This window comes from Calidithermus chliarophilus DSM 9957, from assembly GCF_000430045.1.
In the GTDB taxonomy this organism is placed as follows: Bacteria; Deinococcota; Deinococci; order Deinococcales; family Thermaceae; genus Calidithermus; species Calidithermus chliarophilus.
Window position 1 is genome coordinate 2284196 of record NZ_KE387023.1, and the last position, 12124, is coordinate 2296319.

A 12124-nucleotide genomic window follows, 5' to 3' on the forward strand; every position below is an offset into this window, starting at 1 on the left:
TAACAAGGGGGGCCGGGGGGGATACCCCCTCCCCGCCGGCGGGGAGGGCCGGGGTGGGGTGAGCTACGAGCCTTTCGCCCCTCGCTGACCGCTCCCTCCCAATCCTCACCCCCGGTGGCTAAAATCCCTCTCCCTTTCCTGTACCCTATCGCTGTGGAAGCCGTTCCCAGCCTCTATCGGCTGATAAAACTCGCCCGCGTCGTGCTGCCGCTGTTGATCGCGCTGGTGGTGGTGGTGTTCGAGCTGGCCTTGCGCAGCGACCAGTACGACCAGACCTTCTGGATCCACCTGGGGTTTTACGGGCTGGTGGGGCCGTTGGTGACCTTCATGACGCTCGAGTGGATCGCGTTGCAGGTGCTCGAGCGCGAGCGTGCCCAGCAGGGGTTGGAGCAGGCCAACCGGCGCCTGGAGGCGGTGGGGCAGGTGACGCGGCAGGCCCTGAGCGCGGAGAACCTCGAGGACGGGCTGCGAAAGGTCGCGGCCCAGCTCGCCCAGGCGGTGGGCGGGGCGGCGCAACTGACGCTCGAGGGCGTGCGGGCCAGCACCCCGGACTTCGACCCCGCCCGCGAAGCCCTGCGCTTCGAGCTGCCGGGGCTGGAGGGGGTGCTCGAGGTGCAGTTGCCGCGCCGGCCCACCGGCGAGGACCTCGACTTCCTGAGCCTGCTCTCCAGCGAGGTCGCGGGAGCCCTGGGCAACGTGCTCTCGCGCACCCGCGACCTGCTCACGCTGTATGAGGTCGACGAGGCGCTGCGGGCCGAGGCCAACCTGGACAAGATCCTCGAGCGGCTCCTGGACCGCATTCTCTCCTGGGCCTCCGCCGAGGAGGGCGCGGTGCTGCTGCTGGACGAGGAGAACCTGCTCAAGTCCCAGGTGCGCCGGGGCCTCGACCTGCCCTCCTACGCCTTCCTGCCCGAGGGGGTCTGGCAGGGCGCGCTCGAGGCCCCTACCTTCGTGCACGAGGACCTCCTGGCCCTGCCGCTGCGCGAGCAGGAGCCCGTAGGGGTGCTGGTGGTCAAGGCGGAGGGCGAGAACCTGCGGCAGAAGCTGCCCTTCCTGCGCTTCCTGGCCGCGCAGGTGACGCTGGTGGTCCGCAACGCGCAGGCCTACCTGCGGGCCGAGGAACTCGCGCTCGGCGAGGAGCGAAACCGCATCGCCCGCGAGATCCACGACGGCATCGCGCAAGCCCTGGCCTTCATGGCCCTCAAGCTCGACCTGGCCGAGCGCCTCCTGAAGTCCGACCCCGAGCGGGCCCTGGCCGAGATCGCCGTGGTCAAGGAGACCCTGCGCTCGCAGATCCGCGAGGTGCGCCGCAGCATCTTCGCGCTACGGCCCATTGACCTCGAGCGCTACGGCTTCCTCGAGTCGGTGCGCCGCTACGCCAACGCCTTCGCCGAGCAGGCCGGTTTCCGCGTGCGCCTCGAACTCCCCGAGCAGCTCCAGCTCTCCCCGGCCTCCGAGCTGGTGTTCTTCCGGGTGCTCCAGGAAACCCTCACCAACGCGGCCAAACACGCCCGCCCCTCGCTGGTCCACGTGCGCCTGAGCCCCCTGGGCGAGCGCGGGGCCAAGCTCGAGATCCGCGACAACGGCAAAGGCTTCACCCAGGACCAGAAAGCCGGGGGCCTCGGCGGCTTTGGCCTCACCCAGATGCGCGAGCGCGTCGAGGCCCGCGGCGGCCAGTTCGCCGTGGTCTCGGAAGTCGGCAGCGGGACCACGGTACGGGCAGAGTTGCCGTATTGAAGCTGTCAGCCCTCAGCCGTCAGCGGAAGGCCCGTAGCTCGTGGCTCGTGGTTCACGCCTCCCGGGCCCTCCCCGGGCGCGGGGAGGGGGTATCCCCCCAGCCCCCCTTGCTAAGGGGGGAACAAGGCGTCTGGCGTTTTGCGTTTGGCGTTCGGCGTTCGGCGTTCGGCTATCGGCTATCGACCATCGACAATCGACCATCGACCATCGACGTACACTCTAACCGTGTTCAGCGCAGCCGTACTCGCAGGCGGGCAATCCCGGCGCTTCGGGGAGGATAAGGCGCGGTTCGTCTACCAGGGGCGGCCGCTGATGGCGTGGGTGCTCGAGAGCTTCGCCGAAGCCGCGGAGCGCTTCATCGTGGCCAACCGCCCCTACCCGGAGTTCGGGCTGCCGGTCCATGCCGACGTGAAGCCGGGGGGCGACGCGATGTCGGGCGTCCATACGGCGCTTTACCACGCCCGGTGGGAGTGGGTGGCCGTGGCGGCCTGCGACCTGCCGTTCCTCAGCCGGGGGTACTGGGGGTGGCTGCTCGAGCAGGCCCATGCCGACCCCTCGGTCCGGCTGGTGGTGGGGGCATCGGCCTCGGGGTTCCCTGAGCCCCTGGCGGCGCTCTACCACCGCAGCCTGCTCGAGGACGTGGGGCGCCGCCTGGACACCGGGAGGCTGCGCCTGCAGTCGCTCTTCGAGGAGCACCCCGCCCGCGTCCTGCCCTGGGAAGGCCTCGAGGCCCGCTTCGGCCCCCGGCTCTTCCTCAACGCCAACCAGACCGGAGACCTCCCCATGCCTTGAGCCGGGTGGTGGCGGTGAACCACGCGCGTGGCGACGTACACAAAACGCCAGACGCAAGGCTTTTGCGTCTGGCGTGCTTTGCTACCGGCTATTAGCTATCGGCCATCGGCGGCTTCCGCAGGAAGCCCGCCTCAAGCCTGGTTCTCGGCCACCGGCTCCGGGATGGGGCCGTGGCTTTCCTCGTACTTGGCGATGTTCTCGGCCAGGCTACGCAGCAGCGCCTTGGCGTGCTGCGGACTGGTGATGATGCGGGAGACCACCATGGCGCCGCCCTGGGGCTGCAGGGTGGCGAAGTCGAGGAAGAACTCGTTCTTGGTGTGGGCCAGGAGGGCCAGGTTGGCGTAGCGGCCGATGGCGGTCTCCTTGTCAATGTCCAGGCGCAACTCGTTCACGATAAAGCCTCCTTCAGGCGGGGGATGCTCTTCTTGAGCTGGAAGCGCGCCCGCCCAAGGCTCTGCATGGAGTCCAGCAGCACCACCAGCAGATACCCCTGGGCCAGCGGCACCAGCAGCAACGGACCCTCCGGGTACTCTACCATGACCTCCTCGACCTCGCCGCGGCCCAGTTCCTGCGACAGGGCGCGGGCGGAGGCCAGGGCGGTGGAGGCGGAACTCCCCAGAAAATCCAGGTCGGCGCCCCCCTCGCTGTGGGTGCTCTCGACGACGAATCCGTCCTCGGCGACCAGCGCGGAGCCCAGCACCCCGCGCACTGCCTGGAGTTCGGTCAAAACCTCTTGTAGCACGTGTCCTCCTCAAGCCCCGTGCGGGGGATGCTTACATCTGCTCGGCCAGGCGCAGGGCCAGCCTCGAGAGCTCGTTGCCCACGCCCTTGCGGTCGCCGCCGCGCTCGAGCAGAGCCCCCAGGCAGTAGCCCTCGAAGACCACCGCCAAAATCTCCTGGTCGTCGGTGGCGAGGGTGAAGCGGCGCAGCTCGCCGCCCATCTGCCGGGCGGTGTTGCCCAGGGCGCGGGTGAGGTTGGCGAGCTCGACGGCCAGGATCTCGGCCGAGGGCCCACCCCGGCCCACGCTCTCGATGACCAGGCCGTCGCTGCCGGTGAGGACCGCACGGCGCACGCCCAGCGGCACCAGGCTCTCCAGCATCTTCATGGCCCGGCCTCCCAAAGCAGCGAGGCGGCGCCGAGCGGCCGGTTTATCCCTTCCAGCACGACCCGCTGGGAGGGGCGTTCGCGGGAACCGCTCTCAGGGGGCAGTGTCCAGGTCACCATACCTGACCAGGGTAACACAGGCCCCGACGCTGCCCGGGCGCAATTGCACATCCCCAGAGCCGGGCTCACTCGGCCAGCCGGCGCCGGTTCTCCAGGGCGCGGGCCAGCGTGACCTCGTCGGCGTACTCGAGGCTGCCCCCCACCGGCAGGCCGTAGGCCAGGCGGGTGGCGGCGATGCCGCGCTGGGCGAGCTGCTCGGCCAGGTAGCCGGCGGTGGCCTCGCCCTCGACGGTCATGGAGGTCGCCAGGATCACCTCCCGCACCTCGGCCCCCAGCGCCTCGCGGCTGTCGCTGTTGAGGCGCTTGAAGAAGCTGGTGAGGTTGAGCTGCTCGGGCCCCACGCCCTCCAGCGGGTTGAGCGCCCCGCCCAGCACGTGGTAGAGCCCGTTGTACTCGCCCGAGCGCTCGAGGGCCATGAGGTCGTTGATGCCCTCCACCACGCAGATCATCTGCCGGTCGCGGTCGGGGTCGGTGCAGATGGGGCACAGCTCCTCCTCGGCCAGGTTGCCGCAGACGGGGCAGGTGTGCAGGCTCTGGGCGGCCTCGAGGGCCTGGAGCAGCTCCTTGGCCGCGTCCTGTTGCTGCACGAGGTGCAGCCCCAGCTTCTGGGCACTCTTGGGGCCTACGCCGGGCAGCCCGGAGAGGGCGCGGATGAGTTTGAGCAGGCGTTCAGGGTATCGCATAAGGAAGCTTATAGCCGATAGCCGATAGCCGATAGCCGATAGCCGAAGGTTTGGGGGCGAGCTACTCGCCATCAGCTATGAGCTACCCGCCTTTTAGAACATCCCCCCCAACATCTGGCCGATGCCGCCGAGCTCGCGGCTCATCTCTTTTTCCTGCAGTTCCTGGGCCTTCTTCTGGGCGTCCTGGATGGCGACGAGCAGGAGGTCCTCGAGGGCCTCGAGGTCGCCGGGGTCCACGGCGCCCGCCTGTAGCTTCAGGCCGACGATCTGGCCGTGGCCGGTGGCCGTGACCTCGACCAGCCCGCCCCCGGCGGAGCCGGTGACGGTCATCTGGCCGAGCTTCTCCTGGACTTCAGCCGCCTTTTTCTGGGCCTTTTGGGCCTCTTTCATGAGTTTCTGAAGGTTCATCGTGCCTCCCACCGCATTATAGGCGGGGCTGGGCGCTGGGATGGGGTTTGGGGCTGGGGATGCCCCCGGTCAGGAGCATCCACGCCGACACCCCGCTCACCATGACGCCCGCCAGAACGAACACGGCGGGAGCGCCCATGACGGGCTCGAGCAGCCCCGCCAGCAGCGCCCCGCAGATCACGGCCGTGTCCATGACCGCGAAGAAGGCGGCGAAGATGCGCCCGCGCAGGGGTCCTGGGGTGTGGCTCTGCATGATGCTGCGGGCCGGGACGATGAAGACCTGGTTGAAGACCCCGCTGAAGAAGAGCGCGACCAGCACCCAGGCGAACGCCGGCCACACGCCCAGCGAGGCCTCGAACAGCCCGAAGAGGATCAGCCCGCCGAAGAAGAGCTGCTCGCGGCGGAAGCGCATCACGATGCGCGGCACCAGCAGGGTGCCCAGCACCGCCCCCACCGCCAGCGCCGACTCCATCGCGCCGAAGCCGGGGGTGCCCACCTCGAGCACCTTCACCGCCATCACGATGCCCAGCGTGGCCTCGACGGAGCCGAAGCAGGCGGCGGTGAACAGCGTGGCCACGGTGCGGCGGATGGCCGGGTTCTTCAGCAGGTGCTCGGCGCCCTCGCGGGCGCGGCTCCAGTAGCTCTGGCCCCCGCCCCCGGCCGCGGGCAGGTCGGGCAGGCCCCGCAGGATCACCGCCGAGACCAGGTAGCTCAGCGCGTCGAGGAGGAACACGAGCTGGGCCCCCACCGCCGCCACCAGCACCCCGGCCACCCCCACGAACACCACCTCGGAGATGCGCCCGGCGAAGAGCATCAGGCTGTTGGCGCTGTCGAGCTTGTTCTCGGGCACCAGCTCGGGGATGGCCGCCTGCGAGGCCGGGTCGAAGAGGCTGCTGAGCACCTCGATGCCGAACACCAGCAACAGCAGCAGCGGGAGGGAGTTCACGCCCAGGAAGGGGATCAGCAGCGTCAAGAAGGCCCGGCCCACGTCGCTGAGGACCATGAGCATCTTGCGGTTCTGGGTGTCGGCCCAGGGGGCCAGCAACGGGCCCACCACGGCCGAGGCCAGCAGCTTGACGATGAGCGCGAGCGACACCCACAGGGTGTTGCTGGTCAGCAGGTAGATGAACGCCAGCAGGGCCACCCGGTGCATCCGACTCCCCGCCTGAGAGACCAGCGCGGCCAGGAAAAGGCGGCGGAAGTGGGGGAGGTGCAGCACCCCTTGCATTTGCGGGTCAGTATACCCGCCCGCTCGGAATTAGCTCAAACACCGTCGCCGAAGGCGACGAAGGTGTGGGCGACGCAGGGGCCTTCCCGCGCCAGCACCGCGCTGCCCTCGGGCAGGTGCCACACCAGCAGGTCGCTCAGGCGCCGCGCGGCCACCCCGGGGGCCGAGACGTAGACCGCGTCGCCCTCCTGCCGCAGCGACAGCACGATGGAGCCGACCTTGAGGCTGCTGGGGCCGTCGCTCAGGGTGGTGCTGCCGAGGCTGTGGGTCTGGGTCTGGCTGTCGGAGCGCTGGCTGAGCCAGTCCTCGAGCTCCTGCCCCATGAGCCCGGCCTCCTCGGCGAGTCCCAGGGCCTCGCCCACCTCCAGCAGCAGGGGGCGCCACTCGCCCGAGCGCTCCAGGCGCGCGCGCACCACCTCGAGGCCCTTGCGGGCGAAGTCCTGCAGGGCTTCGGGGGAGGCCTCTTGGTAGCGCGTGGCCTTGTCGGGGGTGAAGTCGTGGTAGGTGATGGGGCCCTTGAGGCGGGCGGAGAAGGCCCGCAGCAGCCGCAGGTAGGCGAAGGACCGGTCCGGCCGGAGCAGGTAGGCCAGCACCCGCCCCTCGGCCAGCAGGGTCGAGAGCAACGCCTCGCCGCGGGTCTCCAGCCGCAGGTGCGCGTACTGGCCGCGCCGGATGGCCCACAACTCGAAGCCGCCCCACGGCACGGCCAGCGGCTCGGCCTCGCTCAGGGGGTACTCGCTGCCGCCGACGACCAGGCTGAACTCGCTGGCGGCCTGGGTCACGGTGAACTCGGTGCCCCAGGCCTTGAACGAGCCCGGCATCAGCCGCACGGTGAGGCCGGCGGGGTCGTCGGGGATGGCCGAGAGGTTGAGCCTGGGGTCGAGGCCCAGCCAGATCTGCGCGGGCAGGTGGGGGAGCTGGGCGTCGCCCTTGGGGTGGGGCAGCAGCTTCTTCACCAGCTCGAGCAGCCGCTCGGCCGCCGCGGCGAAGGCCTGGCGGTCCTGCTCCATGACCATCGCCAAGCGGCGATCCTCCAGGCTCTGCTCGCGCAGGCGCTGCTCGAGGGCGCGGATCTGGGTGGCGGTGAGGTTGTGGCGGCGGGCCTCCTCGAGGCTGCGGCGCAGCACCTCCTGCGAGATGCCCTTTCCCCCGCTGTAGCGCAGGGCCAGCCCCTGGTCGATGACCCGGCGCACGAAGCGGCGCAGGTAGGGCAGGGTCTCCTCGGAGGGGAGCTGGAGCCGCTCGGAGAGGGTGTAGGCCTCGCGCACGAACTCCAGGATCAGGTTGCGCCCGACCTCGGTGTCCTCCAGGCGCACCAGGGGGTCGGAGTAGGCGGGGATGGGGTGGCTGACCTCCAGGCGCGAGAGGTTGTAGTCCTGGGCGAAGTGGGGGGTGGCGGCGTAGGACTCGAGGTTTTGCAGCAGGGCGTAGGTCAGGCGCAGCGCCTCGCGCTTGCCGGTGGTGAAGTGGCGCATCTGGCGGGCGATCTCGCGGGCGGTGCGCTGCCAGTACACCGCCTCGGCGAACTGCTCGAGCACGGCCTGCTCGGGGGCCTCGTGCCCGAGCTCGTCGTCGACGACGATGCCGTCGAGGTCGGGCTCGTGGGCGAGGGGGGATTCCTCGGGCTGGCCCCGCAGGCTGCGGTACTCGGCGTCGATCTGGCGGAAGCGGCGGGCGAGGGTGGGGGGGAGGTTGCTCTGCAGCAGGATCTGGCGCAGGCGGATCACGCTCGAGCGGCCCCCCTTGGGGGGGCGGCCCTCGAGCAGATCGGCCACTTTGTATTCGAAGAGATCGACTAATTCGACCAGGCCCGCTTCCATCTGTGGCGTATTATAAGGCCCGAGATGCGGGGTTCCAGGCTGGAAATAGCCACCGAGTCAAATATCGGCAGGAAGCGAAGCCTCAACGAGGACTTCCACCGGGCTTTGGTGGTGCCCTCGCGCCTGGGCAACCTGGCCCTGCTGGCCGTGGCCGACGGCATGGGCGGCACCGAGGCCGGGGAGTGGGCCAGCAAACTGGCCATCGAGGGGATCACCGAGGCGGTGCGCTCGTACGCGGGGCTCATCGACCTCGGGCGCCCGGTGGTGCCGCTGGAGCGGGTGGTGGAGAAGGCCTTCCAGCTCGCCCAGCGCCGCATCCGTGAACAAAGCATTAACCACCCCGAGCGCAAGGGCATGGGCACGACCATGACCGCCATCCTCATCAGCGAGTGGAACAGCCGGGGCGCCATCGGGCACATCGGCGACTCGAGGGCCTACCGCTACAGCCGCGGCAAGTGGGTGCAGCTCACCCAGGACCACTCCTGGGTGGCGCAGCAGGTGCGCCAGGGCGTGCTCACCGAGGCCGAGGCCGAGGCCCACCCCTGGCGGCACATGCTCACCCAGGCCTTAGGTCTCGACGACATCCGCCTCGACATCGCCCCCTTCGTGCTCTCGCCCGGCGAGGTCTTCGTGCTCGCCACCGACGGGCTGTACGGCCTGGTGCCGCCGGAGGAGTGGGAGCTGGGCAAGGACCTGCGGGCGACGCTGGAGGACTGGGTGACCCGGGCCCTGGTGCGCGGGGGCAACGACAACATCACCGTGATCGCGGCGAGGTATCGATGAGTGTGCTGCTGGGAATTCTGTTGGTGGGCCTGACCTCGGCGCTGGCGCTGCGCCTGCGGGCGAGCTGGTTGCAGCCGGTGCTGCTGGCCCTGCTGCTGATCGCCCTGGCCGCGCTCGGGGCCCAGCCCTGGGTGCTGGCCAGCCTGGCTTTGCTGGGATTCACCGGGGCCCTGCTGCCCCGCCTCAACTTCGACCGCCCGGCGCCGGTGAGCCGCTCGGCCAGGCCCAAGCGCAACAAGGTGGAGAAGAGCCGCCCGGCCCCCGTGATCCAGGGCGGGATGGGCCTCGAGAGCAACTACGAGATCCTCGACAAGGTGGGCATCGGCGGCATGGCCACGGTCTACAAGGCCCGCGCCCGCAGCGACGGGCGCATGGTGGCGCTCAAGATCCCGCAGGAGAAGTACGTGGGCGACACTCGCTTCGTGCGGCGCTTCCACCGCGAGGCCGAGGTGCTCGCCCACCTCTCGCACCCCAATATCGTCAAGGTCTTCGACCACGGCAACGTCGGCGACACCCACTTCATCGCCATGGAGTTCCTCGACGGCGAGGGGCTCGACCGCCTGATCGAAAACCGCAGGCTCTCCATCCGCTCCGCCGTGCAGATCATCGCCCGCGTGGCCGAGGCCCTGCAGCACATCCACGCCCAGGGCATCATCCACCGCGACATCAAGCCCGGCAACATCATGGTGCTGCGCGGGGCGATCCAGGCCAACGGCGACGTGGACCCGCGCGGGGTGCGCCTGATGGACTTCGGCATCGCCGCCGGCAAGGTGCTCACCCGCCTTACCATCACCGGCGCGCGCATCGGCACCCCGGTCTACATGAGCCCCGAGCAGGCCAAGGGGCAGCGCATCGACCACAAGAGCGACATCTACAGCCTGGGGGTGGTGTTCTACGAGGCGGTCTGCCACCAGCCGCCCTTCCAGGGGGGCTACGAGGCGGTGATCCACCAGCAGATCTTCCAGATGCCCACCCCGCCCAAGCAGGTCAACCCCGAGGTGCCCCAAGCCCTCTCCGACATCATCCAGCGCATGCTCGAGAAGGACCCCGCCAAGCGCCCGGGCCTCGACCAGGTGCTCGAGGTGCTCGGCGGCAAGTGGGAGCAGAACCCCGGCCTGGTGGCCCCCTTCTACCTGGGCCTGGCGGTCGAGGCCAAGCGCGGCACCCTGCGCTTGATGTCCTCCGACGGCGTGCTGGCGCGCATGTGGAGCGGCGTGGGCAGCGGCCGGGGCATGTTCCCCTCACCCCCCCTGGCGGTGGCCGTCGACGGCAACGGCGACTTCTGGATCAGCCTCTACGAGTTCGGCGGCGGTGCGGTGCGGCTGGTGCACTGCTTCAGCCCCGAGGGCGAGCTCAAGCTCTCCATCGCGCCTTACGGCATGAAGTTCGGGGAGGTGCTCTACCCGGTGTCGGTGGCGGCGAGCCAGGAGGCGGTCTACGTGCTCGACGCCGAGACCAGCAGCATCACCAAGTTCGACCTGGCCGGCACCCCCCTCAAGCGCTTCGGGGAGGCCGGGCGCGGCAAGGGCACCTTCGACACCCCGCGCATGCTCATCGCCGGGCGGCACTACCTCTACGTGCTCGACTACGGCAACCGCCAGGTGCAGCGCTTGAGCCTCGAGGGCGAGTACCTCTCGCGCTACGCCTTCCGCCGCAGCAAGGAGACCGCCGAACTGCGCCTCTTGGGCGGGCTGGGCACCACCACCGACGAGCACCTGCTGATCTACGACGCCGACGGCCAGAAGATCCGCAAGGTCAGCCTCGACGGCCAGATCGTGGCCTCCTACCCCCTGCCCGTGCTGGAGGGCGAGGACGCCTCGAGCCTGGTCGAGATGCGCATGCACGAGGGCATCATCTACGGCGTGCGCCGGGGCGCCAACCGCATCCACCGCATCCAGGAGAACGGCACGCCGCTGGCGCCGCTGGAGGTGTACGCGGCGGTGCGGGGGATGGACTTGTGGTTCAACCCGGAGGAGCCGAAGGATTAGGTCGTCGATAGCCGGGCGCTGGGGGCGGGTCGTACGTCTCATGGAGGTCGTACGCCGAACGCCGAACGCAAGACGCCTTGTTCCCCCCTTAGCAAGGGGGGCTAGGGGGGATAAACCCTCTCCGCAGGCGGGGAGGGACGGGGAGGGGTGGACCATACGCCACAGGCCTTTGGCTGACGGCTGATGGCTGACCGCTGACGGCTTATCCCTTCCCGCCCTTCCCCTTTCCAGCTTGGATCACAGCTCGAGCCGCGCGGCTTTGCCACACTTGGGGCATGCGAGCCCTCGCGTGGATTTTGATCTTTTCCCTGTTCGGGGCTCGGGCGGTGTCGCCGGGCGATCCTGCGCCGCTGCCCAAGGTCAGCGACTCGTACGGCAAGCCGGTGGACCTGGCGCAGATCACCAAGTCGGGGAAGTACGTGGTGCTGTGGTTCTACCCTAAGGCCTCCTCGCCGGGGTGCTCGGCGCAGGGGAAGCGCTACGCCGACTTGTACGAGGAGTTCGCGCGGTACAACGTGGAGATCTTCGGGGTGAGCCACGACCCGGCGGCCGAGCAGTGCGAGTTCATCGAGAAGCTGGCGCTCAAGGGGGGCATGATCCCCGACCGGGACGGTGCTCTCGCCAAGGCGTACAAGGTGAACAACCTCTTCGGGTTTTACGCGCGGGACACCTTCCTGATCAACCCGCAGGGCAGGGTCGAGAAGGTCTGGCGCAACGTCAACCCCTTCAAGGACCCCGACACCGTGCTGGCCTACCTCAAGGAGAAGCTCGGCAAGTAGGCGGGGCCGGGGTCTGGCTTCATGCGGGTCATCGTCATCGGGGCCGGGGTGGGCGGCCTGACCACGGCCGCGCTGCTGGCCCGGGCGGGCCTCGAGGTCACCGTGCTCGAGGCCCACGCCTACCCCGGCGGCTCGGCGGGGACCTTCTTCCACAAAGGCTACCGCTTCGACGCCGGGGCCACGCTGCTGGCGGGCTTCGACCCCGGCGGGGTGTTCGAGAAGCTGGGCCGCAGGCTGGGGGTGGAGTTCCCGGTGCGGCGGCTCGAGGCCGGTGAGCCCCTGATGCGGGTCTGGCTGCCGGACGGCCGGACCGTGGACCGCCCGGTGGGTCGGGCGCATGAGCTGGAGGCGCAGCTCGAGGCCTTCGGCGCCTCGGTGCGGCCCTTCTGGGAGTGGCAGGGCCGGCGGGCCGCGGCGCTGTGGCCGGTGGCGGAGGGGTTGCCGTTCCCGCCCGCCGACCCCCTCGAGCTCGCCCGGCTGGCGCGCGTGGGCCTGCACTGGGTCTTGCGCCACCTCCGCGACCTGCCCGCCCTCCTGCTCGACCTCCTGCGCCAGGTCGCGGCCCACGCCCCCCGCAGACCCGGCCTTCCGCCGTTTCCTCGACGCGCAATTGCTCATCGCCTCCCAGGCCGACGCCCGGGGCACCTACGCCCTCTTCGGCGCGGCGGCCCTCGACCTGCC

Annotated in this window: 13 protein-coding genes; 6 read left to right on the forward strand and 7 right to left on the reverse strand. The window is 69.9% G+C overall.

From position 1 onward, the window contains the following. Nucleotides 1–153 precede the first annotated feature (153 nt). On the forward strand, nt 154–1737 hold the full coding sequence (locus tag MEICH_RS0111100) for a sensor histidine kinase (protein ID WP_027892673.1): 1584 nt from the start codon (nt 154–156) through the stop codon (nt 1735–1737). Nucleotides 1738–1962: 225 nt separating this feature from the next. Next, complete coding sequence (mobA, locus tag MEICH_RS0111105) at nt 1963–2529, forward strand: molybdenum cofactor guanylyltransferase (RefSeq protein WP_027892674.1); 567 nt, start codon at nt 1963–1965, stop codon at nt 2527–2529. A 131-nt stretch (nt 2530–2660) separates the two neighbouring features. Here the strand turns inward: mobA and MEICH_RS0111110 are convergent, their stop codons facing one another. The 7 genes from MEICH_RS0111110 to MEICH_RS0111140 all read right to left on the reverse strand — a co-directional run bounded on the left by MEICH_RS0111110 (nt 2661) and on the right by MEICH_RS0111140 (nt 7893). After that, nucleotides 2661–2921, reverse strand: a complete 261-nt coding sequence (locus tag MEICH_RS0111110) for a DUF3467 domain-containing protein (RefSeq protein ID WP_027892675.1) — start codon at nt 2919–2921, stop codon at nt 2661–2663. Further along, on the reverse strand, nt 2918–3271 hold the full coding sequence (locus MEICH_RS0111115) for a roadblock/LC7 domain-containing protein (RefSeq protein WP_027892676.1): 354 nt from the start codon (nt 3269–3271) through the stop codon (nt 2918–2920). The genes MEICH_RS0111110 and MEICH_RS0111115 overlap by 4 nt, the downstream gene beginning before the upstream one ends. Nucleotides 3272–3302: 31 nt before the next feature. Next, nucleotides 3303–3635, reverse strand: a complete 333-nt coding sequence (locus MEICH_RS0111120) for a roadblock/LC7 domain-containing protein (protein WP_027892677.1) — start codon at nt 3633–3635, stop codon at nt 3303–3305. A gap of 184 nt (nt 3636–3819) precedes the next feature. Then, on the reverse strand, nt 3820–4437 hold the full coding sequence (gene recR / locus MEICH_RS0111125) for a recombination mediator RecR (protein ID WP_027892678.1): 618 nt from the start codon (nt 4435–4437) through the stop codon (nt 3820–3822). A gap of 93 nt (nt 4438–4530) precedes the next feature. Then, entirely contained in the window at nt 4531–4845 is a 315-nt protein-coding gene (locus MEICH_RS0111130) for a YbaB/EbfC family nucleoid-associated protein (RefSeq protein ID WP_027892679.1), read from the reverse strand. Between the two features lie 16 nt (nt 4846–4861). After that, nucleotides 4862–6073 carry an MFS transporter gene (locus tag MEICH_RS0111135; RefSeq protein WP_027892680.1) on the reverse strand — a complete coding sequence of 404 codons (1212 nt, stop codon included), beginning with the start codon at nt 6071–6073 and terminating at the stop codon, nt 4862–4864. Between the two features lie 35 nt (nt 6074–6108). Next, nucleotides 6109–7893, reverse strand: coding sequence for a hypothetical protein (locus MEICH_RS0111140; RefSeq protein ID WP_027892681.1), 1785 nt, complete (start codon nt 7891–7893; stop codon nt 6109–6111). A gap of 24 nt (nt 7894–7917) precedes the next feature. On the opposite strand from MEICH_RS0111140, the gene MEICH_RS0111145 reads away from it, so the two are divergent. The 4 genes from MEICH_RS0111145 to MEICH_RS24705 form a co-directional block, all read left to right on the forward strand. Then, nucleotides 7918–8676 carry a PP2C family protein-serine/threonine phosphatase gene (locus MEICH_RS0111145; RefSeq protein WP_027892682.1) on the forward strand — a complete coding sequence of 253 codons (759 nt, stop codon included), beginning with the start codon at nt 7918–7920 and terminating at the stop codon, nt 8674–8676. Further along, the gene (locus MEICH_RS0111150) at nt 8673–10664 is read left to right on the forward strand and encodes a protein kinase domain-containing protein (RefSeq protein ID WP_027892683.1); all 1992 of its coding nucleotides are present in this window, start codon (nt 8673–8675) and stop codon (nt 10662–10664) included. The genes MEICH_RS0111145 and MEICH_RS0111150 overlap by 4 nt, the downstream gene beginning before the upstream one ends. 275 nt (nt 10665–10939) lie before the next feature. Beyond that, nucleotides 10940–11443, forward strand: a complete 504-nt coding sequence (locus MEICH_RS0111155) for a peroxiredoxin (RefSeq protein ID WP_027892684.1) — start codon at nt 10940–10942, stop codon at nt 11441–11443. 21 nt (nt 11444–11464) lie between these two features. Beyond that, the coding region (locus MEICH_RS24705) for a phytoene desaturase family protein (protein ID WP_245587642.1) at nt 11465–12124 on the forward strand (660 nt) is incomplete at its 3' end.